Source organism: Cupriavidus sp. P-10, assembly GCF_003402535.2.
In the GTDB taxonomy this organism is placed as follows: Bacteria; Pseudomonadota; Gammaproteobacteria; order Burkholderiales; family Burkholderiaceae; genus Cupriavidus.
Window position 1 is genome coordinate 20,981 of the sequence record NZ_AP025174.1, and the last position, 21,793, is coordinate 42,773.

Annotated in this window: 25 protein-coding genes; 20 read left to right on the forward strand and 5 right to left on the reverse strand. The window is 58.8% G+C overall.

All coding sequences use genetic code 11. The features are described 5' to 3' along the window. Positions 1–39 precede the first annotated feature (39 nt). Positions 40–2,274: a DotA/TraY family protein gene (locus CTP10_RS39605; RefSeq protein ID WP_233528224.1), complete on the forward strand. Its 2,235-nt coding sequence runs from the start codon at positions 40–42 to the stop codon at positions 2,272–2,274. A gap of 147 nt (positions 2,275–2,421) precedes the next feature. Here CTP10_RS39605 and CTP10_RS39610 read toward each other — a convergent pair whose 3' ends face one another. Beyond that, complete coding sequence (locus CTP10_RS39610; protein WP_233528225.1) at positions 2,422–2,703, reverse strand: hypothetical protein; 282 nt, start codon at positions 2,701–2,703, stop codon at positions 2,422–2,424. Positions 2,704–3,555: 852 nt separating this feature from the next. Between CTP10_RS39610 and CTP10_RS39615 the strand changes: the two genes are divergently transcribed. Next, positions 3,556–4,182 (forward strand): ATP-dependent DNA ligase, encoded by a 627-nt coding sequence (locus CTP10_RS39615; RefSeq protein WP_233528226.1) that lies wholly within the window; start codon positions 3,556–3,558, stop codon positions 4,180–4,182. A 239-nt stretch (positions 4,183–4,421) separates the two neighbouring features. Further along, the gene (locus CTP10_RS39620) at positions 4,422–4,679 is read left to right on the forward strand and encodes a hypothetical protein (RefSeq protein ID WP_116321336.1); all 258 of its coding nucleotides are present in this window, start codon (positions 4,422–4,424) and stop codon (positions 4,677–4,679) included. 154 nt (positions 4,680–4,833) lie between these two features. On the opposite strand, the gene CTP10_RS39625 is transcribed toward CTP10_RS39620, so the two are convergent. The 3 genes from CTP10_RS39625 to CTP10_RS39635 form a co-directional block, all read right to left on the reverse strand. Continuing rightward, positions 4,834–5,157 carry a hypothetical protein gene (locus tag CTP10_RS39625; protein WP_147316239.1) on the reverse strand — a complete coding sequence of 108 codons (324 nt, stop codon included), beginning with the start codon at positions 5,155–5,157 and terminating at the stop codon, positions 4,834–4,836. A gap of 276 nt (positions 5,158–5,433) precedes the next feature. After that, a complete protein-coding gene (locus tag CTP10_RS39630) occupies positions 5,434–6,438 on the reverse strand; it encodes a replication protein RepA (RefSeq protein WP_116321338.1) in 1,005 nt (334 codons plus the stop codon). A 162-nt stretch (positions 6,439–6,600) separates the two neighbouring features. After that, positions 6,601–6,831 carry a hypothetical protein gene (locus CTP10_RS39635; protein ID WP_116321339.1) on the reverse strand — a complete coding sequence of 77 codons (231 nt, stop codon included), beginning with the start codon at positions 6,829–6,831 and terminating at the stop codon, positions 6,601–6,603. Between the two features lie 93 nt (positions 6,832–6,924). On the opposite strand from CTP10_RS39635, the gene CTP10_RS39640 reads away from it, so the two are divergent. The 12 genes from CTP10_RS39640 (at position 6,925) to CTP10_RS39695 (ending at position 18,916) form a co-directional block, all read left to right on the forward strand. Next, positions 6,925–7,332 carry a hypothetical protein gene (locus CTP10_RS39640; RefSeq protein WP_147316240.1) on the forward strand — a complete coding sequence of 136 codons (408 nt, stop codon included), beginning with the start codon at positions 6,925–6,927 and terminating at the stop codon, positions 7,330–7,332. Continuing rightward, positions 7,329–7,805, forward strand: coding sequence for a lytic transglycosylase domain-containing protein (locus CTP10_RS39645; protein ID WP_116321341.1), 477 nt, complete (start codon positions 7,329–7,331; stop codon positions 7,803–7,805). Before CTP10_RS39640 ends, CTP10_RS39645 begins: the two co-directional genes overlap by 4 nt. Continuing rightward, a complete protein-coding gene (locus CTP10_RS39650) occupies positions 7,790–8,908 on the forward strand; it encodes a secretion/conjugation apparatus DotM-related subunit (protein ID WP_116321342.1) in 1,119 nt (372 codons plus the stop codon). The genes CTP10_RS39645 and CTP10_RS39650 overlap by 16 nt, the downstream gene beginning before the upstream one ends. 10 nt (positions 8,909–8,918) lie before the next feature. Further along, entirely contained in the window at positions 8,919–9,917 is a 999-nt protein-coding gene (locus CTP10_RS39655; protein WP_116321343.1) for a thioredoxin fold domain-containing protein, read from the forward strand. A gap of 14 nt (positions 9,918–9,931) precedes the next feature. Continuing rightward, positions 9,932–12,793, forward strand: coding sequence for a type IV secretory system conjugative DNA transfer family protein (locus tag CTP10_RS39660; RefSeq protein WP_116321344.1), 2,862 nt, complete (start codon positions 9,932–9,934; stop codon positions 12,791–12,793). Positions 12,794–12,885: 92 nt separating this feature from the next. Beyond that, entirely contained in the window at positions 12,886–13,329 is a 444-nt protein-coding gene (locus CTP10_RS39665; protein ID WP_158577689.1) for a YcbK family protein, read from the forward strand. 116 nt (positions 13,330–13,445) lie between these two features. After that, complete coding sequence (locus CTP10_RS39670; RefSeq protein WP_116321346.1) at positions 13,446–14,567, forward strand: hypothetical protein; 1,122 nt, start codon at positions 13,446–13,448, stop codon at positions 14,565–14,567. Positions 14,568–14,570: 3 nt separating this feature from the next. Continuing rightward, the gene (locus CTP10_RS39675) at positions 14,571–15,086 is read left to right on the forward strand and encodes a hypothetical protein (protein WP_147316241.1); all 516 of its coding nucleotides are present in this window, start codon (positions 14,571–14,573) and stop codon (positions 15,084–15,086) included. 19 nt (positions 15,087–15,105) lie between these two features. Continuing rightward, positions 15,106–15,711, forward strand: a complete 606-nt coding sequence (locus CTP10_RS39680) for a hypothetical protein (protein WP_116321348.1) — start codon at positions 15,106–15,108, stop codon at positions 15,709–15,711. Between the two features lie 142 nt (positions 15,712–15,853). Next, positions 15,854–16,549 (forward strand): hypothetical protein, encoded by a 696-nt coding sequence (locus tag CTP10_RS39685; RefSeq protein ID WP_116321349.1) that lies wholly within the window; start codon positions 15,854–15,856, stop codon positions 16,547–16,549. 7 nt (positions 16,550–16,556) lie between these two features. Then, positions 16,557–17,261: a bactofilin family protein gene (locus tag CTP10_RS39690; protein ID WP_116321350.1), complete on the forward strand. Its 705-nt coding sequence runs from the start codon at positions 16,557–16,559 to the stop codon at positions 17,259–17,261. A 266-nt stretch (positions 17,262–17,527) separates the two neighbouring features. Further along, a complete protein-coding gene (locus CTP10_RS39695) occupies positions 17,528–18,916 on the forward strand; it encodes a helicase HerA-like domain-containing protein (protein WP_116321352.1) in 1,389 nt (462 codons plus the stop codon). Here the strand turns inward: CTP10_RS39695 and CTP10_RS39700 are convergent. Continuing rightward, on the reverse strand, positions 18,913–19,188 hold the full coding sequence (locus tag CTP10_RS39700; protein ID WP_147316242.1) for a hypothetical protein: 276 nt from the start codon (positions 19,186–19,188) through the stop codon (positions 18,913–18,915). The genes CTP10_RS39695 and CTP10_RS39700 overlap by 4 nt on opposite strands. On the opposite strand from CTP10_RS39700, the gene CTP10_RS39705 reads away from it, so the two are divergent. From CTP10_RS39705 to CTP10_RS39725, 5 genes are all read left to right on the forward strand, one after another. Further along, positions 19,187–19,465 carry an HU family DNA-binding protein gene (locus CTP10_RS39705; protein ID WP_116321354.1) on the forward strand — a complete coding sequence of 93 codons (279 nt, stop codon included), beginning with the start codon at positions 19,187–19,189 and terminating at the stop codon, positions 19,463–19,465. The two genes, CTP10_RS39700 and CTP10_RS39705, sit on opposite strands and share 2 nt — an antisense overlap. A gap of 502 nt (positions 19,466–19,967) precedes the next feature. Then, complete coding sequence (locus tag CTP10_RS39710) at positions 19,968–20,471, forward strand: hypothetical protein (protein WP_116321355.1); 504 nt, start codon at positions 19,968–19,970, stop codon at positions 20,469–20,471. 12 nt (positions 20,472–20,483) lie between these two features. After that, a complete protein-coding gene (locus CTP10_RS39715; RefSeq protein ID WP_116321356.1) occupies positions 20,484–21,122 on the forward strand; it encodes a DNA topoisomerase in 639 nt (212 codons plus the stop codon). 1 nt (position 21,123) lies between these two features. Next, entirely contained in the window at positions 21,124–21,552 is a 429-nt protein-coding gene (locus tag CTP10_RS39720; RefSeq protein ID WP_116321357.1) for a hypothetical protein, read from the forward strand. Between the two features lie 12 nt (positions 21,553–21,564). After that, a complete protein-coding gene (locus CTP10_RS39725) occupies positions 21,565–21,792 on the forward strand; it encodes a hypothetical protein (RefSeq protein ID WP_116298407.1) in 228 nt (75 codons plus the stop codon). Position 21,793: the final 1 nt, after the last annotated feature.

Below are 21,793 nucleotides of genomic sequence, written 5' to 3' on the forward strand. Positions count from 1 at the left end.
CTTACGTATCGTTTCTTTCATACAAAACGAGGCGAGCCGATGGGACTCTTCCTGCGCGCACTGATTCGCTCAGCCAGCGCTTGCGCTGTTGCTCTGGCCAGCTCGGCGTCGTTTGCACAGACGTCGGTAGGGGAGATCCAGAATGCGGCCAATCGATCTGGCGACAAGTCCATGGCGCTCCTCGAGCTGGTCTTCGGCAGCATTGTCCGAAACCCGCTCTCAGCTTCTGGCGGAGCGGGTGGCGGTATGCTGGCGAGCATCTTCCTTGTCATCACCTCCTGCATTCTTGCCGTTGGCGTAATCTGGGCGATCTATCATTTCGCATCCAGCATGATCGCCACCGGCCAGGATGGTGAGTTTCTTGGGCAGAAGAAGTCATCTCCTTGGTTCATGATCCGCATGGTGATTGGCTTCTGCTCTCTGGTCCCCATCTTCGGAGGCTACTGCGGCGCACAGGTTGTCATGCTCTGGGGCACGATGATGGGTGTCGGCGTTGCGAACCTCACCCAGGACGCGACCATCGCCGTACTGAAGTCGGGCGGTTCCATGGTCGCAACGCCAGCCGCTCCAGCTGCCAATACCCTGGCCCAGTCTCTATTCGAAGCCAATCTATGCGGCGAGTCAGTGAACACCGCCATAGCGCAGATGCCAGCAGAGGGTGGGGTGAGCGCCGACGCGGCGGAGCGATTTTCTCCATCGCTCTCGAGCAAGAGCATCAACATCGTGAATGGGCGAGGTCAGTCTTGCGGGGGCGCCAAGCTTGAGCTTCCACAGCCCGTATCCATGACAGCCGGGGCAGAGAGTATTGCAGGCTATGGGCTCGATACCTCGACACTATTCAGCCCTATGCAGTCGGCGCACGAGGCGGGACTGGCTGCCATGCAATCCACCCTTAGCGGGCTCGCGCAGCAGTACGTGAATGCTGTGAACAGTGGTAGCTCTCCGCCGGACGTAAGCGCGGCGCTGGCCTTGGCAGCTCAAACGTATGAGAACACCATTCGCCAGGCCATTGCCGGATCGCGTGGATCGATCGATTCGCTCACCAGCAAGGTTGAGCAGAATCTCAAGCGAGACGGCTGGATCATGACCGGGGCCTGGTATCAGACTTTCGCGCAGGCCAACGCGCAAGCCACGGCACTGGCAAACGCCACAGCCTCGGGCGTGGCCGGCACCGATCCGAACAACCTGGCATACCCCCAGCTCTACCGCAAGGTTTTGAGCGCATACCAACAGCAGCGTGCGCTGGACGGGACGAACGCGTCCAGCACTGCGAATGCTGTCGCCGCATTGAAGACGGAATCCACGGATGCAAAAGGCTTCGTCGCCAGAATCTTCAGTGGGCAAGAGTGGGTCAAGGCCGCCATCAATTTGAACGGGAACAACGGCGGGGGCGGGACCACGAACCCGATGATCGGGATGAAGAACCTGGGCGATTACATCCTGATGGGAGGTTGGGGAGCACTTGGGACCTACACGGCCATTAAGGGCGGCCTCGCGGCGTCAGATTCGACTCTGGGGAAAGCGTTAACGGCGGTAGCTGATGTGGTCACGTTCGGAGGCGCTGGCGCATTTAAAAAGGCCGCTATGGGTGTCCTGGAAGCCTTGGGGCCTTTCATTATTGTGGCGCTACTTTCGCTGTTCTTCTTTGGCGCGATGCTATCCATCTATATCCCGATGGTGCCGTTCATCATCTGGTTTGGCGGTGTTACGTCATGGTATGCCGTGGTCGGAGAGGCTTTAATCGCGTCGCCCCTGTGGGGCATTACGCACCTCGACGGAGATGGTGAAGGTGTGGGGCAGCGGTCGACGCACGGCTACATTTTCTTGCTGAACGTCCTGTTCCGGCACGCGCTGATGATGATCGGCTTCGCGCTCGGCGGCGCTGGCGTCATAGTGCTCGGTACGCTGCTGAATACGATGTTTGGCGTCGCCATGGCAAACGCTCAATTTGATAGTACGACCGGCCTCGTCAGCATCATTGGCTTCATCGCGTTGTACATCTCGTTGTGCCTGACGTTGATCCATGGCTGCTTCAATCTGATCCATGTGGTCCCGGACCAGGTCTTTTCTTGGGTGGGCGGACACATGGCAGGCCAACTGGGTCGAGATACGGACGACCGCTCGAAGCAGGTGTTCCTTGGCGGCATCGCCACAGGCAAAGACGCGGCACGGAATTCACTGGGTGGAATGGGACGTGCTCCGCGCGCAACGCCAGGGCCTAAACCGCCGAAGGCAGCTTCCGGCGAGGCTACTTCCAAGCCGCCGTCGTTCTAACCAGAAGCTCAAGGCCCCTAGCGGGCCTTTTTTACTGGATGGGAGCACTACGTTCTGCGGTGGTTTGACCCGATGGGAAGATATACAGCAGCAATAAGCAAAATGGCGAGTCTGGGACTCGCCATTGGACTTGTTGAACGATTTGACTCAGGAAGCCTTACGTTCTTCCAGCGCCTCATAGTAGGCCGCGTTGCCCAGCGCTTGGCGGTTCTTCTGAACCAGGAGATAGTTGTGGGGGTCGACTCGGGCCAACTCGGCCAGCGCCGCGTCCTTGACGGCACTGACTGCCTTCTCGCGAGCATTGGCTTCGCGCAACTGCTGTTCGAGTCGATGAGCGTAGGCAGCCCAGTCATCGGCAGCCTGCGCGTTTGCATTTGCGACCCGCGCATTTGCCCTCGCTTGCCCCATGAAAAGCATGTCCATCGCCATTTTGACCTCGCCATGTATACGGTTAGGCTCAATATATCGGACACACGGATGACCACGCAAGCCGTTTTGACGAACCTGTGCACAGGCAGGGTGACCTAAGTCCATGCAATGAGGCGAACCCCTACGCCAGGGCGCCCCGTCCGTGCAGACTGCTGCAGTTGGTCAGGCCTCTATATCAACGTTGGTCATCGCGCCCGGGGAACCTGTGGGCAGCTGCCGACCGGTGGGGAAGGGCAGGGCAACCCGTAGGGTTGTCCTGTGCTTCTCCACGGGGGAACCGCGAAGCGGTTAGGCGGGAACCCGCGAAGCGGGCTGTCCATAGGTTGGTCGGGCAAGTCTTAGCCCGACAGGGTTTCCACAGCGATGGGCAGGTCAACTACCGGGATATATAGGTAAACCATAAAGGCAAAATACAGGGACTACAGGGTATACCTGCCAAGCCGCCCCCAGCTTGGCTTTGCGGGGAGGTGGCGCGACCATTTCACCCCGCATGCGCGACCACTTCACCCACACAGCGCGACCATTTCACCCAAGGGGTCGCGACCATTTCACCTCAAATAGCGCGACCATTTCACCTAGGATAACTTTGATTATCCACAGGCTTATCCAGAGCATAATACCGCGACCATTTCACCTCAAATAGCGCGACCATTTCACCCCGAGTGTACAAACGCGCGCGACCAAATCACCTCGCCAAGCGGGGCGCGACCAAATCACCTCGGGTGCTGGCATCAAATTGTGAGGGGTGATTTGGTCGCGCAGCCCCGGCAGGGGTCCCCCAGCACAGTGCGGGATCATGGGAAACTAACAGAAGAATGTTCATGGGGCGATAACTCGTCAAAGGCTGGTGTCATGGGAGCCGTGAGCGCGGACCTTGCCGCCATACCCCTAATGCTGGCAAAGCGGAGTCTTCAATTGCCGCGAACTGGGGATTGGCACTTCGAGCTGAAGTTAGATGGATACCGAATACTGGCAGGCACGGGGAATCAGCCGGCGTTGCGCACGCGCGCGGGCGCCATCGCTACAGCTTGGTTTCCAGAAGTGGTGGAGGTACTGAAGCAATTGCCAGCGGGGTGCGCATTGGATTGTGAGGCGGTGGTGCTCGATGACATCGGACGGTCCCACTTTGAGGCGCTGCATGGGAGGGCGAGGCGCAGGCGCTGGTATCGAGGCGCTCCCCACGTTACGCTGGGCGCTTTTGACCTATTGATTCTCAACGGCAAGGACATCCGGGACTGGCCCATCGAGAGGCGCAAGGCAAAGCTGCATGCCCTTCTTGGTACCGACAGTGGTCTGCTCTACGTTTCGGCAGTCGATGACGGCGTCTGGCTTTACCAGCAGGTTCTTGCCCTGAAACTCGAAGGGGTGGTCGCCAAGCGCGCCGGCAGCTGTTATACCGCGGGCCCCTCGGACAACTGGCTCAAGATCAAGCGTCCGGGTGTGCACGGCCATGGGGCGTTCAAGCGAGACATGGCATAGAAAGCTGGGGGCGCGGCAGCGCCGGATCTCGACTAGCGCAACCTGTGCCCGTACGACTACGTGTACGAAGTTTTCATGCGCACGCGTGTTTATCCGCTCGTGGCCATCGCCGTGGCCTATGCCGCGTGCTTCGTCGGGTATGGGAAACCGTACCGCCCGCCACGCATGAGCGATTTCCTGAAGCAGCAGTAGATAGATGGAAAAACGCCCCCTCGGGACAACCTCAAAAAGGAGGTGCTATGGAACCAGCCGACGAAGAAGAAATCCGGCGAGCCCTGTTCCCGGATATGACAACCGAGGAATACCGAGAGATGGTGCGGCGGAATCGGGCCGAATTTCAGCGCCTGCCACCGGAGCGCCAGGCGCGGATCCGCGCCACGGTTGGCACCTGTGCGACCTGCGGCTATCCGGACGAGGACGCCTCGCAATCGCCGGGTAAATCCCCCATATGGCAGTGCCCGGCGTGCGGCCGGGCATTTTACACGTCCGACGAATGAAGAGGGCAAAGCGCCGCCTCCGGGCGGCTTCTTGTGGCCCATGCCGATAACTGATTGTTATCGGCATGGCGCGTCCGAATGGCAAACGACACTTCCGGCCGCAGCTAGGCAACAGCGCGGCCAGAGAAGCCGCGACCATTTCACCCCAGCGGGATCATTCCTGCCGATGCGCACCGCCTGAGCGGGGCCCAAAGAACTGCCGATCCCACTCGCGTCTCTCGGCGACGCATGGCTCGCCGGCCAGTTCGCGCCTAAAGATGTCCAGGATGAATTCGGTGGAGTTCGCACAGCCGCCGTCCAACGCCACCTGGAGCTGATTGGCGCGCAGGATCAGTAGGCGCAGCCGGTGGATTTCCCATAGCAGCTCGCGCACCTCTGCGGACGGATTGCGTTCGTAGATGGCGCGCAATTGGGCGGCGGTCAGCCGGGGGTACTCGTATTTTCCGTCCGGCCCGATAGGAAATTGCTTCTTAGGCATACCTGTATGAATATACAGTATTCGAGAGCCATCCGATTGCGGGGTTCGAGGTCGCAGTCAGGAGAGCATATGCAGCGCGAACGGACGGGATAGCTAGCGCATGGCGCGACTCGCCGGAGCGCCTGGCCATTCTGGCGGACTGGTCCACCCAACAAGCGGCAAGGATTCGGCGCGCGGCGGAGTAGGGCCTATATAGATCGGCTATGCAATCGCCGAGCGCGACCATTTCACCCCGGATGGGATTCGCGCGGCCCACTTCCGGACGCTGGCTGAAAATTAACTCGCGAGTAGGAGCTGAGGGAATTCGTCGCCGCTACGGCCAGAGGGGAGGGAAGTCGGAGCCACCGGAGTCGGCGAGGGGTAAAGCACCAGCCCACTGCCACCCTCCGCTTCGCTCACGCGAAGTCCGGGGTAGACGAGTTCGACACGTTTGAGGGATTCGATGAACTCGCTTCGGAAGTCTCGAAGTCGACCGTAGTTAGACCCGAACTGCTGATACAGCTGTTCCCAGGTCGGGCGAGCCGGCTTGGTCAGCTTGAACATCCGGTAAGCCAGCCACTGATAAATATCGAGATCCATCGGCGAGCGCTGGAGGGCGGAAACAGCTCGCAGATCCACTGGAATGCAGTGAGTCGTGATCTCGTTGAAGAAATTTTCCGTGAGGGTGATTTCGGACCCGAACAACGAACCCTGTTGCGACGCCTGCTCATCCGAGTCAAAAAAGAGGGAGTATTCGTCTGCAAAATTGAGAAGATCGGTGTGCTTGAGCTTTGCACTGAGAATGTCCGCTCGCTTGCCCGTGGCAAGGTGGGCTGGAAGCGTTACAAACGCAGCACGGCTCTGCAAAAAGCGATCCGCTTGTTCGATCAAGGCTTTGCCCGCACCGCGCTTGCCTCGACTCCGATCAATGTTCAGCTTGCGGCAAAACTCGGCGAACGTACCACCGGTATGAATCTTCCGGCTGCCCGTCCGAAGCGCCTCAGAAGTCAGCCACATGACAAACAGGCGCGGATAGACGCCGTAGGGAATCCCGTTGATGCCGCCCTGTATCCAAAGAGCGTAGTTTCCGTTGTGCCTGAGCCAGGCGCCGTTGATCAACTGCACCGGCTTCGGATTTCGGTATGGCAGAGAAGCAGAGACGAGGCATTTCGCGCCGAATCCCACCTCATCACTTCCGGGCTTGCGAGCGGCGATTACGCTTGACGCTTGAATGATCTTTTCGCCCGCACAGACCTTTGTTCTCGCTTTGGCGGCGGGCGCAACCAGTTCCAGTTCGACCATGGCTAAATTCCGTATCGATGCTATGACACGTAAACGATAGAGGGAGGGAGGCGATATGTCAAAAACTGTGCTTTCACGGCTTGGCCGGGGTGTTGGCAAGCAGTGACAAAAAAAAAGAAAAGCCCGCTTTGAGGCGGGCCTTCATTTACTTCATTCCGTTCTTCACCTGGGGGTGTAGCGCTTGCGCGGCTCCGCCGCTGCGCGGGGATCAGTTGCCAGGACCGAACCGCCCGGGCGCTCAGCGACGATTTCCTCGCAACCGGCCTCGGCAAGGTCTGCCACGTGTCCGATCAGCCCGAGACCCGCCAGACTCGCCAGGTGGGTGAGTTCCTGGGCAGAGCCTTCCTCTTTCTCGTGCTTACCCGTCTGGGCGTGCGGTTGCTCCTGCTTCATCGACTCAGTCAATTTTTCCTCCCAGTCAACTTTAAGTTTGGCGTTACAATGCGTATCGATACATCGGTACGGAACTACGGGAGATCCTAACACATGGCCTCAACGCTCGGAGAGCCTCGGGAGGCGTTGATCGAGCTGCTGCAGTCGGAACTGGGCCGGATGGTTGCAAGGCAGATCGATGCACCGCACCAAGGCATGCCAAAGCGGCAGATCGCCGCCGCGGCCAATCGCATGGCCAAGATGGTCGCAGCCATGTCGCGAGATGACCTGGAAGCATGCCATGTCGAGCTGAACCGTTTTTTCGCAGCAGTGCCGTTTACCGCCGCGATACCAGTCGTGATCGCCATGGAGCATAAGTGGCCACATCACGTCGAAACCATTCCGGAAGCCAACCGCCGCCTGGATCGCATTCGGAAGGGAGGCGAATACGCCTTGCTGTTCTCGACCGAGAAGCTACGCCATCTGCTGGTCTGCATTCAAGAGATCGAGGAAACGCAATGACGGGGGCCCAGCGGAAGCTACTTGTCGCTGCGGCGACGGCACTGATCGCAACCACCGCTGCTGCTTCGGACGACGCAGAACTTGAGGCGTGCTTTGCCGCAGCAGAGGCGGAGTACCAGGTGCCGTCTTGCATCCTCCGCGGCATCCACCAGGTGGAAACCTCTGGGTCGAAGAGCACCAATATGGTGTCCCGGCCAAATCGGGACGGATCGCGCGATTACGGAATCATGCAACACAACGACTTCTGGATCCGCTATTTCCAGCGCAACTTCGGCATTACGGCGCAACAGATCGTCCAAGACCGGTGTCTTGCTATCCGCGGCGCAGGTTACGTCCTGCGATACGAGATGAACCGCGCGCGTGATTTCTGGACAGGGGTAGCGAAGTATCACAACCCAGACCCCGTCATCGGTTATGGCTATGTCTTGCGGGTGGCTAACGCGGCAAAGAGGTTCGGATGTCAGATCAAATAAAGAACGACCGCTCGGCAGCCCCGCTGGTCGGCATGTGCATTCTGATCGCGGTCGCGCTCTTCTGGTTCCTGTGGACCTTCCGGCATGAGGCCATGGCGCAGCGACTGCTGATCTGGAAGGGCTACGAGATCTACCCATGGGCCAAGCTCTTCGACTTCGCAAGGGACCGTCAGTGGCAGCTGATCACATACTTCAAGTATGCACGTGTCGTGACGTTCAAAGAGATCTGGGTAGCTGGGTCAGCAGTGGGGTATCTCTGGGCCTTTGTTCCTGTTTCACTCGGCATCTGGTTTTCCATTAAGGCCTTGCGCAACCCGATCCTCAAATCAAAAAGCGTCTACACCATTCAAAGCCTGCTGGAAGCGCAGAGCCAGAACTTTTCTGCGGTCGCTCCGATCCTGCACCGGGATCTTTCTCAGGAGGACCCGCCAGAGTGGGCATCGTCTGTACATCCGGAAGAATGGGTTGCTGAGCACGGGCTGATCTATTCAGACCATCTGGACGAGGACCGGACTAGAGAGCTGCTCGCGCAGCAGCTCGGGCAACCTGTCGCGGACCGTCGCCAGCTGGCGAAACTGGCTCCCACCGAACGCGCATTATTCGCCGTGCTCGGCCTCCGCGTGTTCTTCAAGGACCTCGAGGCATGTCGCGCACTCATGGATGCACTGAACTACAGCGCGTCAAATGAGGGCTCGCGGCCTGACTTCTCCTTGGCCACACCTGCGTTCCAGCGTTGCATGAAAAGCAAGGAAGTGGATGTCTGGATCAAGAAGCACAGGTATCCGCGCACTTTACTGATGGCGATGCTCATTCAAGCACGCGAATTAGGCACGCTGCCATCCTCGGAGTTCATCTGGCTCAAACCGCACGACCGGGCACTCTGGTATCCGCTCAACACCGCTGGCCGGAAAGCTCCAATGATGGAGTCGGCTGGGGTCTTTAATCACATGCAAGCCGAAGAGGTGGCATGGGATGCCGGCTGCGTCCTGTTGGAGCCACACGTCGACAACGCCCTGGCGGGCCTTCGGAAGTATCTCGAGGACACAGGCGTCATCGAACAGTCCAGCAAGCAAGAAGAATTCTCGCTATTGAACCGACCCTGAAGGAAAGGAAATGAAGATCTCGTTTGAGCGAAAGCCGAAGGATTTTGTGCGCATCGAGCCGGATGGCTCCCTCTCATCATTCTTCGCCGGTACCGGGCATATGAAGGCGTTGTCGCGTGTTCGGTTGACCTCGGCGAATGAAGCGTCGCTGAATGCCTTCTCTGTCGCTTCCGCCAGGCCCGGGGACACTTCGCAAGACGATGCAGCTACCGCGCCTTATGCTATCGTTTTCGTTACGGAGGATGCGGGCGAAAAGCTACGCATCCTCGAAAGGTTCCAATCGCACGAGGACGCTGAGCGTGCACATGGACTCATCGTCAGAGCATTCCATCGCCGCTCGTTCGTGGAGCGGCTGAAAGCAAGGCTGCGCACGCTGGGGCTATACGTCGGCGTTCCGCTGCTTGTCCTTGGCATGTACAGCAGTATCGCAACTTTCGCTACCGCGAAATCTCAATCTCCGGAGTTGACTGCCGCGATCCTGGCCGAGGCAAACCGAATCGCCGCGCCTACCGCGCTGCCTTCTGCGCCGACTTCCAATGCCTCGCCCGTTGCGCGCACGGACGGGCAGATTTCTGTAAGTCCGGTCCTCTTTCCGAAAGGCACGCCATCGATCTACGTCTTCTCCGACCCGAAATGCCCCGCATGCAGAGCGGTTGAGCCCGCTATCCAGGAGATTGCCCGGCATCAACGGGTTGTCGTCCTGCCCGTTGCCTACAAGACCGGGTCGGATGAAGTGGCTGTCGATGCGCTGTGCCGGGGGGATTCGAAGCAGCAGGCAGCGGCATGGGGGGAAGCGATGGCGGTTGACGTTCGCGGTAAGGAAAGCACGTTGAACGAAGAGCTGTTTCAGAAGCAGGGTCGCGCCCCCGAGTTGTGCGCAAAGGGGAAGGAATGGCTTGAAAAGAACCGCCAGGCGTTTGAAGCGATGGGACTCACGCAAACGCCATCGGTGGTCAACGCAGATGGTCAGCTGCTGGATCTGAATGACCTGGTGAAGCAGTACCGATGATGCGGTGAACGACCGTGAACAACCCATACCAGACCGCGCCTAATCGGGAGCTATCCCAGCAGGGGATCACGCTCGACCCTCGCCCCATCGCGCAAAAGATCGGGGATTGGCTCAAGCAGCCACGGAACTATGCAAAATTCCAGCTGGGAGCTGCCGTTGCTTCCGTAGCACTGTCATTTCTGTGGCTTCCGATCACAGTAGTGATGCTGCTTACGCAGCTCTGGTACTCGTGGCAGCGCTTCCAGCTACCGATGCGAATGCCAAAGCATCTCGGCGGTATTGACCCTACGCTGGAAGCGGCGGAGCCGAACAAGGATGGTACCGGGGAGGTGATCAAACGCAAGGAAGCGGACGGCATTCTGCACCTCGGCAATCAGCGTTCCGTCGATCAGGCAGAGCATCTGAAAGAGCTTTGGGTCACGAACTCGGATGCTCGCACGCATATGTTGCTGATGGGCACGACAGGCTCCGGTAAGACTGTCACGCTGCTATCGATCTGCTTCAATGCCCTAGCGTGGGGGTCGGGCTTCTTCTACTCGGACGGCAAGGCTGATTCCAGCCTTCACGCCGCGGTGTGGAGCATGTGCCGCAGAACCGGTCGGGAGGACGATTACCTTGTCCTCAACTTCATGACTGGCGGTGCGGATCCGTATAAGCGCAAGAAATCCACGGAGAAGCATTCGAACAGCATGAACCCGTGGTACGAGGGCACGCCAGATTTCCTGTCGCAGCTCTCGTCGTCGTTGTTGCCAAAGGCGGGCGGGGATGGGGCGCAGTGGCAGCAAAAGGCGGTGAACATGATGGACGCCGTGCTGCGTACGCTATGTTACGAGCGAGCAGTTGGCAATCTCACCCTATCCATCGGCGTCATCCGGGAATACCTGGCGCTTCCGAACTTGGTGAAGCTCTACCTGAAAGGTAAGAAAGGCGAAATTCCGGAGTATGCCTTCCTGCCGATCAAGGCCTACCTTGAGACAGGCCTGCCTGGCTTCCGCCCAGATCTCGCGGACAAGCCAGACAAGTGGGATCAGGGCGTCTATGACCAGCACGGGTACCTGACCGGCCAATACGCGCGCACGCTTTCCATGCTGATGGACACGTATGGCTACATCTTCAAGGACAAATACTCCGAAGTGGACATGATGGATGTCCTGCTTAACCGGCGCATCCTGGTGGTCATGATCCCGACGTTGGAGAAGTCCGCGCAGGAAGCGGCCAATCTTGGCAAGCTGGTGGTCGCAAGTATTCGTCTCATGATGGCGATGAACCTTGGTCACAGACTCGAAGGCACCTACGCAGAGATCATCGACACCAAGGCAACGAACTCTCCGGCCCCGTACATCATCACGATGGACGAACTGGGCTACTACTTTGCCGAGGGCATCGCGCTCATGTTCGCTCAGGCGCGAAGCCTTGGTTTCATGATGATCGCCGCGGGCCAGGACGTGGCGGCTATGGCAAAGGGAGAGAACAAGGAAGAAGTGGATTCGATGATCGCCAACACGAAGATCAAGTACACGTTGGCATTGGAGGATCCAGACAAGACGCTAGAGGTCTTCAAGAAGGTTGCTGGCCAGGCGATCACCGTCGAGACGGGCTCCTATGAGGGGAGTGTTGGAAACCTCTTCCCAACGAACTTCAATCAGGCGCTGACGGGGTCTATCCAGCGCCGAGATCGCATCGAGCTGCAGGAGTTGAAGGCCCTCAAGGAAATGGAGGGCATCTTGATCTTCAAGGACCAGGTGACGCGAGCACGAAGCTTCACCTGGTTCCACTCGTTCAAGAAGACCAAACTGCCTTTCCGTCTGAACCGCTTCCTGCAGGTAGACCGTCCGCAGTTCTTCGAGCTGAAAGGCAAGGTGAAGCCAATCAAGGCAACGGACCGTCGCTTCACAACCATTGCCCATATCCTGCAGAAAATCCGAGAGGGCACCGCAAAGAAGTATCCAGCGAACGATGACCCCATCGTCGCAGCGGTTCGTGAGACGTGGCTAAGGATCGAGGATGCGAATCCGAACGAAGGCGCTGTGAATCGCGGCATTGCCTACTACCAGGCTGCGGTGGCAGCATTGCGCGCGCACCAGCCCGATGAGCAAGGCCGGTACTGGAAGGCAAGCGGTGGCGAGGAAGAGCAGGCTGCTGAGCCCTCTGCCATCGAGCAGTACGAAGGTGTTGATTTCGCGGCTGAAGCACCTGCTATCGTGCCTTCCGCACCGAACCAGGAGGCGACTGTCCGTACGGAGCCGTACCACAATCCTCCGCTGCAGGAGAAAGCCGCGTCGAACGCATTTGCAGAGTTGGTGCGAGAGTTTGCCGAGTCTACACAGCGACCTGCATCGGTGCTTTCGAGCATCAAGGAGAAGACGGTCAGCGCTACTGTGCCGGATGACTATGACACGTTGCCAGAAGCCCAAGCGGCCAGTGTGCAGGCTCGCGGAGCGGAAGGCGGCGGTAGTCCAGCCAGCAGCGCGAGCGACAGTACAGACGGTGGCCTGAACGAATGGCTCGCCCAGTATCAGGACAGCCCGCAGGCTGACGGCGACACGCCCAATGAGCGCGCTATGGAGCGCGAGCACAATCTGACCCCTGCACAGGTCGATCTCGTGAACCCGGAGCCACCGCAGAGAACCGCGCACCAGGTCGAGACCAATCCAGTCGTCATCGGCTTTACGCAGGAGGCGGCGGACATGCTGGTGCGCATGGAAGAGGCACTCGGCAGCGAACAGCCACAGGAGGCGGTGAAGGCCACCGAGAGCGAGATCTCAGCGCAGTTGAAGTGGAGTCAGCCTGCAGAAGACATGACCATCGATGACATTGAGCAACTCTTCGGAAGCATGCAGGCGAACATCGAGAAGTCAGCGAACAAGGCGCGGTGATGCTGAGGCGAGACTTCCTCCGCGCAGCCGTGGCGGCAGCCGCGATTGCCCCTTGTGTGGGGGTGCGTGAGGCATTGGGGCAGGAGGCCGCGATGCCTTCTGTTCTGTGGCTGCGCCGTGGCAAGGACCAAGCGCGCATCGACTTCGCTACGCCTGAAGGATATCGTGCTGCGGCGTACCTACTCCGGGACGTCCAAGCCGGCTTTACTGGTAGCCCGCATCCTGCGCTGCTTAGGCTGCTAGCCTGGGAGCAGGCGTGGCTGTCGGCCTACGGCTACACGATCCCGTTTGTCGTCCACTCCGGATGCCGCGTGGCTGCCACCAATAGCCGCGAAGGTGGGGTTCAGAATTCGCGGCACTTGCCGAATCAGATGGGCGTGTTCCGGGCCGTGGATTTCAGCACCCGCGAGATCCTGGCTGAGTATCTGGGGCGCTTGGCCTATTTGGCGGGGCAGGGCGGGGTTGGCTTTTACACCCAGCGGGACTTCGTGCACAACGACGTCGATGAGCGGGTCAGGACATGGAGGGCTCGATAGTGCTCTAGAAGGCACTCCGTAATTTCTTCTCACTCTTTTGGGTGGGGCTGATTTCGGCTCTCCCTGTTTGCAACCCCGTATAATTGAAGCGATACAGAATCGCGCTGGAACACTCTATGACCCCGGGCGTAATGTCGGAAAGTTACTTTGGAAGTCCCGCAGAGAAGGAGGTGGCCACAGCCGGTAACGGCGAGCTTTGGCTGGACAAAGCCGCGCTGGCAAGCCAGGTGAAGAAATCTCCCGTGCAAGGTCAGGAGGCCGAAGGCATCACGCTGCGGCACCTGATCGAAGCCATTCGCGCCTTGCTGCGCCGAATCGTGAGTTTCTTTACGGGCAGGCCGGAAGCCTCGAGCGGCCCCAGTGCCGAGGGTCAGGCCGATCCCATCAAGGGCGGTGGCTACGATGACGCTCCTCCCTTGATGGCAACGGAATCCCCCGAGGGCTTCCAAGTCAAGGGGCCACAGGAAATCCTTGACCGGGTCCAGACCATGGTGTCCGGCCTGGTGGAGTCGGCTACTGGACAAAATTTGTCTGCTTCCCTGCGGGCCGCGCTTAGCACGCCGGAACTCGCGGATCCGAAGATTGCGCTTCGGGTACTGCTCCAGTCAAATTGCGACCTGGATCGACAAATGAATGGCGTGGTCTCTGATCTGGAATCGCGAATCCTAGTCCACATTTCGCCGGCGGCTGCCCGACTGGACATCAACGCAGAGGATGCACTAACGGTGTTTGCGAGCGACATTCGCCGCGGCGGCGGAACGCTAGCTCGCGAATTCGACCCGCAGGGCGAGATGACGCCCTACGTTGTTGAATTGGACCGGCTCGATTCTGCGTTGGCAGCGCAACGTCGGGCGCGAGAACAGATCTGCGCGACCGCACTGGAAGCCGGCTACAGCGAAGCTGAGTTGGCAGGCCTGCTCGATAAGTACGGGGTGGGGCAGGATGCACTCAGGAACGCGCTTGCCCTGAAGCATCAGGCCACGAAGGAACTGCCGGACAACGTAGTGGAATTGAAGCCATTTCGACAGCTGCGGCCCTTGTCGGAGCCGCCAGCGGCGGTGCAGGATGTATTGAGCAAACTCGAAGCCGCTGGGCATTTGCCCCCGGCTGAAAAAGCAGGAATCGAGCGCGTTGCTGCCCAACACGTAGCCCTGGTGGGCAACGACGACCTGTTTGAGACGGAAATGCAGGCGGATGACCTTTCCGGATTTGGGAAGGGGAGTCGACCAACAACCTAAATTATGAAAAAGACAGACCGAACCTTGGCCGAACCAATCAAGAATCTTGAGGTCGAGAAGTGGCGCTTGAAAAATGGCCTGACCGTGAGCGCGGCATGCGAGCAGTTGGGCTTGCAGCGCGCCAAATTCGCCGAGATGCGATCAAGGCCGCAAGAGCCAATCGAAGACAAGGCGGTCTGTCAGCTGCTGGAAGTATACGAGTCTCATCCGGAATCAATGCCGAGTGTCCGGCAACTCGACATTGAGCAATTCATGATCGAACTGGGGTTCGATCCTCAGAATCCGTCAGACAAGAAGGAATTTGCAGTGCTCGTGGGGCGCGAGCCTGCAGCTGTGTACCGTTGGCTTGCTGGAGAGGGGAACTACAGCAAGCCAGTCGAGCGCCTGATTGAGGCTTATAGCCGAATTCACCTCGCTGGAGCAAAGAAGAGGAATTTGCTGCGGACACACGCGATCAAGATTGCCGAACGCCTAGGGATTACAGACCTGTTTGAACGGGCTACCTGGCGAAAAGGCTAACTCGGGGAGAGAGAGCTGAATGACAAAGACAAAAGGGGCACCGGGCATCGACGTAGCCGTTGTGCTGTTTTTCAAGAAGGCCGCAATTCCGGACAAGATTCAAATCCGCGACTTTTCGATGCCATTGGTCAACCGGATACCAGGCTTCATTTCCGGACTGTCCGGCCAGTCCGGTCTTGTCGGCATGATGCATGCGCGTAAGTATGCCGATGAGAAGAAACTGGAGATGATCGTAGTGGATCTCTCCGTAGAGGTCGAAAAGCCGCTGTATCCGAAGGTGTTGAAGCCCGAAGATCTGCCTAATGTGGACCTTCTGAACCTTATACGGAGCAGCAAGGAGTTAATGCAAGGCATTCGAGAGCATTGGCTGGACTGGCTCTCCGAAGAAGGCCGTCGCGGCGTGGACTACAGTTCTCTGAAAGAGGCGGAGCTGATCGCTCGTCGGCCAGATTTGATCCCACGACTGCTGCGCTTGCCAGGCTTCGCCCATGTCCACGTGGTGACGCACCCGGCTATGACTGGTTTCCACACCCTCCCGCTTACGGCAACATCGTTTCCCAGCGATTACAAGCACATAGTTGCCGGCAGTGCGCGCTTGCACCCTGATATCGAGGTGGTGCTGTAAGGATTCGAGGACGCGGGCAGCTCGTGACCATCGCGACGCTGCCCGACAACGCCCGGGCCCTGCGTTTCTTGACTCGCATGCAAAATATTGACATGCAAATTACGTATCGTCTATAAGATACGCATATTCAGAGGAGGGCGAGATGCAACTCGTTGGCACATTGAAGGCGCAGGCCACAGGGTCCGCAGTCAAGACTGGGGGGTATGAGATGACCGCATCAGGAAGGGTGCTGCTCGTGGCCCTCCTGTGTGTGATTGGCATGGCGGGATACCTGTACACCGATTCGCACGGAGTGCGAAGGTCTTCGGCTGAAGGCCCCACCTCGCAGAAGGAGCCAGCTCGCGCGCCTCAACCAATAGTCAGCCCGGAAAAGCAGGAGGCTGCGGGGCCCGTGGTACACGCCGAGGCGAAGGAGTCTACTCGCGAAGGTCAGCGAGAGGCGACGTCAACCGTGATGCTTGCAGCATTGCGTGCGACGGCAGAAGCGCAGAATGTGCGACTGGCCGAGGCAGAACGTACCCTGGCCGATCTGGAAACGCTTCTGGCGTCGAAGGCAACCACCCCGAAGGGGAAGGAAGAGATCTCCGTATCCACGCAAGCGGCACGAAAGACGGTAGCCACAGCCAAGGCCGCGAAGGTTGATGTGAGTGCTCTGCCCGTTGACTTCATGACTGTCGAGAAGAGCGGGATCAGCGTATTCGACAAAGAATCTGTCGTGATAGCCGGCGCGCGTCACGCGGTCGGAAGCCGCCTACCCAGTGGCGAGCTGCTCGTCGCTGTTGATCCCCAATCGCGCACGGTCGTAACGGACAAGCGCATTGTCAACGTGCCGAACTGAGGCCAGTATGCAAAGCAATCCTCCCATCCTCACGCGCTTCCTCCTTTCCACGGGGCTTGTTCGAAAAAAACAAATCGAGCTGCCAATAAAGTCGCTTCAAGACGAAGAGAGGCAGCAGCCGCGAACGACGCAGGGCAGGCCCGCGCCAGGCGGGCTGTCGGAAGCGGGAATGGCTCTGACAGTGCCGGCCATACCAACCAAGGTGAAGATTCCGCGCGTGGATGGGACAGAGGTGGTTCACACGCTCATTCCTGCATCCATGACAGTTGTCGGGGAGATTGAGATCGGCGAGAACGTCGTGTTCCAAGGGCCGGTTCGCGGAAACATCACTGTGACTGGGGACCATCAGGTCATTCTGACGAAGACGTCCAGCGTCCACGGGAGCATCCGAGGGAAGGCTGTGATCGTCAGCTGCCACGTGGAGGGCGACATTGAGGCCGAGCGAGTGATCCTCACAGAAGGAGCAGCTGTGCGGGGCGACATTCGGTATAGCACTCTGGCCATGGCCGAAGGCGCGAGACTTGATGGGAGGCTGACTATGGTGATCCCCAATGTCATCACGGAGCAGCCAGCCGACCCCGATCCGGTCAAGGAGCTGGGAATAGATCTAGGCGCGAATGCGCGGGTCGAGTTGAACCGAGAAGACAGCGCAACGGGCGGCGAGTCAACGAGCGTTAGCGAACTGCGCCCCGCAGCAGCGCGTTTGGCATGAGCGTACGGGGGACGGTGGCCGTGCTCGGCCTGTGGCTCGCTGCGTCTTTCGTCATTTGGGCGAGTCATCCCATCTGGCTATGCATTGCGGCTGAAGAACTGGCGAGCCGCTTTGATCCCGCGCTAGGGATGGAGGGCGCTCAAGCGTCTCTCGCAGGCATAGCTGCGGTATCCCTTCTGCTGCTGACGGCATGCCCGCGCTACCTATTAAGGGGCAGGCCGGCGAAGTGAGCGCGCCACCCCCGCACCTATTCGGCACTAAACATCATGCGAGTGTTCCTCGGCTACGACGACTACAAACGCAAGCACCAGTCGACGGATGTACCCGTCTTCTGGGATCCTGCGAGCATCATCAATCCCCACATACTTGTGTGCGGGAAGAGCGGTACGGGCAAAAGTACCCGGCTAAAGCAAATGATTTCGGAGGCGGTCGCTACTGCAGGCGAAGAGTTCGAACGGTACCACAACCTCGACGTGCACGGCGACCTGGTCATCGAAGGAGAGTCTCGTGTCAGGTTCGACGGTGAGACCAGATACGGATACAACCCGCTGGTCCTTGATACGGACCCCAGGACAGGCGGCGTAAACCGTCAAATCAACTTCCTGATCTCAACCATCAACCAGACGTCTCGCAAGCTGATGGATCGCCAGGAGGCCACGCTCCGAAACCTTCTGACGGATCTCTACGCCTTCTATGGAATCCATGAACGTCAGCCTGAGACTTGGGTACGCAAAGAGATGACCGAAGCGCTGCGTGACGAGATCTGGGAGCAGCGCCGCTGGGGCGAATTGAACCTCTACTATCCGACGCTGCGTGATGCCATTGGCTTTGCGGAGCGTCGCCTGAAGGCCATGTATGGCGGGTTGAACGGTAGCGAATCCGGCTTCCGCGCCGTGGGCGCGCTGGAGGCTATGAACAGTGCGGCAGCCCGCAAGTACCGGGCCCTGGTGAAGCAGGAGAAGGCCTTTTCCACAGAAGAAAAGGAGAAGGCGCAAAAGGACTTCGACGCGGCGGTCACCATTTTCCGCGACAAGGTAGACGAGTACATCGTATCCATCGAGAACGGACTGGAATTCGACAACCTGATCAAGTACGACAGCAAGGAAACGCTGAAAGGTGTCATCGACCGGCTGAAGAATTTCGAGGCGCGCGGCATCTTCAATGCGAATCCTCCACCATTCGATCTCGACGCAAAAGTTTGGTCGTATGACCTGACGAGTTTGTCGGAAGAAGAAAAGACGCTCTTTTGCATGGTCCGAGCGCAGTACATCGCCCGTCGTAGGAAACTGCTTGGCCCGGTTGCCCAAGTGCGGGAGATCCTCGGCGCGGACGAAGCCCACAACCTCTTCGATGACGACCCCGACAGCATCTACAATAAGATTTGTCTTGAGCTTCGGAAGTTCGGAATGGCGCTATGGGTGGTGTCACAAGCGCCGTCCCATTTCCCGGAGGCGGTAATCACGACAGTGGGCACCAAGATCCTGCTGGGCATCGACAGCTACTACTGGAGCGCATCGTGCAAGAAGCTCAACATCGAAGAGAGCGTGTTGAAGTTCATCAAACCGTGGAAAACGATGGCGGTGTACAGGGACTCGGTGGGCTCCACGGCATCGAAGTTCATGCAGGTTCAACTCAAGGAGTTGGAAGAAGCCTAGAGCTGAAACCATACATGGGACATCGCCTCCACCATGTTGTCGTCGTGACCGGCTTGGCAATGATGATCGGCGCCTTCCTCTTCTTTTGCCTGAAATCGGGACAGGAACCATTTTTGGCCTACTTTGGTTCGATGATCCTCGCACTCTTGGGTGCGGGCGTCATGCTTCTTGGTAGGTCCCTGGAAAAGGATGCCAATTCCGACTCCAAGGAGTAGCCGTTGTTCCGGCAGTGACGGCGGCACAAATTTATCAACTTTAGAAGGAGCAAACATGACGAAAACCGAATTGATCGACGCCATCGCGGCTGGCGTGGACGGCCTGACGAAGACCAAAGCGGAACAGGCGCTGAACGTTACCCTCAACACCATCATGGATTCGGTGGCCAAGGGTGACACCCTTAACTTGATCGGCTTTGGCAGTTTCAGCAAAGGCGAACGTTCGGAGCGTATGGCGCGCAATCCTCAGACTGGCGAAGAAATCAAGGTCGAAGCAGCCAAGACCGTGAAGTTCAAGGCGGGCCAGAAGTTCAAGGATGCCGTCAACAACTAACCAGGTCAAAGCCATCGCCCTATGCGTGCTCATTGTGCTGACCCTGGCGATGTCGGTCCGCGACAATCTGCCAGCCTAGCGCGGGGGGCTACCCATCCGCTGCCACGCCTCGCGCGAAGATCTCATGCGTGAGCCGGGTCCGACGAAGGTCCCTGCGCGCCATGCGCGCGCAGGCGATTGCGCAGGCCAAGCGGGCACCCGCTCCGGGAACGGTCTTCGAGACAGTAAAGGACCGCATGGCAATGGCTTCTGGTCTCGCAGCCTGCCTTTTGGTGGTTGGCGGACGCATGTGGTCCGCAGACTTCCAAGGCCGTCCTCCTCGCCGGACTGTCGTCCAAAAGATGCAATAAACCGCCTGGAGAAGTTCTCAGCAGACTGATCCCTAGACAGTCAACAGGCAAACGGCTATATTTTGACCACATTCTGTATCGTATGCATGATACGCAACGTATTACCGCGTGCCGCGATCGATGCCCTTCCAAATTGACTTCGGAGAATCGCTATGTCGTACGACCAAGGCCCGCAGCCCATCCTGCGCTGTGTCCGCAAAATCGGGGAGAAGTGGTTCGAGAAGGCGGCATTCTACAAGAACACCAATCCGAATAGCCGGGCTGCCTTCTCGGGGTATATCGACCTGCTCGGGCAGGGTCGCCAGCATGTATTTGGCTTCATCAATGCCCGTCGCGACGGCGAGGGAGTGGTCATCTCACTGACCGCCAGCTATACGGACCAGGCGTCGGGCGAGATGGGGCACCGCACGGTAGCACTAGGGAGCGTGGTCAACCAACGCGGTGACGGTGGTGACGTGTACTTCGACACCATCCTGTTCAACCCGCTCAACGAAGACGAGCAGCGAATTGACGACGCCGAACCGGTGGCCGTGTACGTGACTGACGAGTGCGATCCGGACCTGCATAGGCAGTTGGGCTTTCGGCAAGCGCGACTCGCCCGTCCCAAGCGCGAATCAGCCTCGGATCTGTCTCAGCGCTTTGACGACTACCACTAATCCTGCCCACACATGACATACACGGTAGGGCAGCGGCTTACAGGAGGCCGCGCCCGTCTGCGCGCAGCCGAGACGACGCCTCCGCGGCGATACAACGACGGCACGTTGATCTCGGCAATGACCAACATTCACCGCTTCGTTACAAACGAGGCGGATCGCCGCATTCTGCGGGACACCAGAGGGATCGGTACCGAGCGGACCCGCGACGCGATCATCGAAACATTGAAGGCACGCGGCTACCTCAAAGCCGTGAAGGGCGAGTTGCATCCGACAGACGCAGGCATCGAGTTGATCGAGAAGCTGCCACCGGAACTCAGGGACCCCGTCACTACAGCGAAGTGGGAGATGGCGCTCGGGCTCATTGCAGAAGGCAAGATGCCCGCCGCGAGCTTTGACGACATGATCCGCAAAATGTGTTGCGCACTGGTCGATGGCATGAAGGGCGTCAAGTTCGATCTCTCAAAGATGGGCGCACAACAAGACGCGGATGCAAAGCCCCGCTCGGAGGTCGATCAATCCTTGCCCGGGCATGGTGCTGCCTGTCCGAAGTGCGGCAAGGGAACGATGACGGGCCGACGCCTGGCCTCCGGGAAGAAGCTGGTGAGCTGCTCCGCCTACCCGGCATGCAAACACACTACATGGATCGACTGACATGAACGCCATCGCGACGATTGCGAAGACAAAGTACCTTTCCATGGTCGCGGATCTGGCGGGAGAGCGAGCGTCGTCGCTGCTGCTTCTCGCCAACCATGCAATGGGCTCTGTCGACCTGGTCGGTTCTCACAGCGACAGCGAAGTCGCGACGTTGCGCCTTAGCGGTGACGTCATCGAGTTCTTCTGCTATCTCGGCGTCCACGGGACCATCTACCCGAGATTTGCCCTTGATGCGGGATCACGCATGCATTCTCTGACGGGGCAGCCATACACCGAAGACAGCGTCATTCGGCTGCTTCGGACATGCATCCGGAGCGCGAGTGCACTGCGCATCGAAGACGACTCCTCCTTGTTTGACCCGGAGGACGAAACCTTCATCGTAGACCCCGCGTTAGAAGAAGAGTTGCACGAAGTTCACAATACCTAAGAAGCAAACATCATGTCCCTGGACGAAAACGTCGAACTCACCCGCAAGCTGCAGCAAGCGGGACGGAATCTGGTGCGGTTGAGCCGCTACGGCGCACTCGGTATCACGCCAAGCCGGGATAACCTACAGAAGGCAGCGGACTATTTCGATTCGATCTCCGCAAAGCTCGAGCCAGTTCTCAAGAGCGTTGAGGCTAGCAAGGCCGTTCAGCGCGTGCGGCCTCTCGGCATGAGGGGGTAGT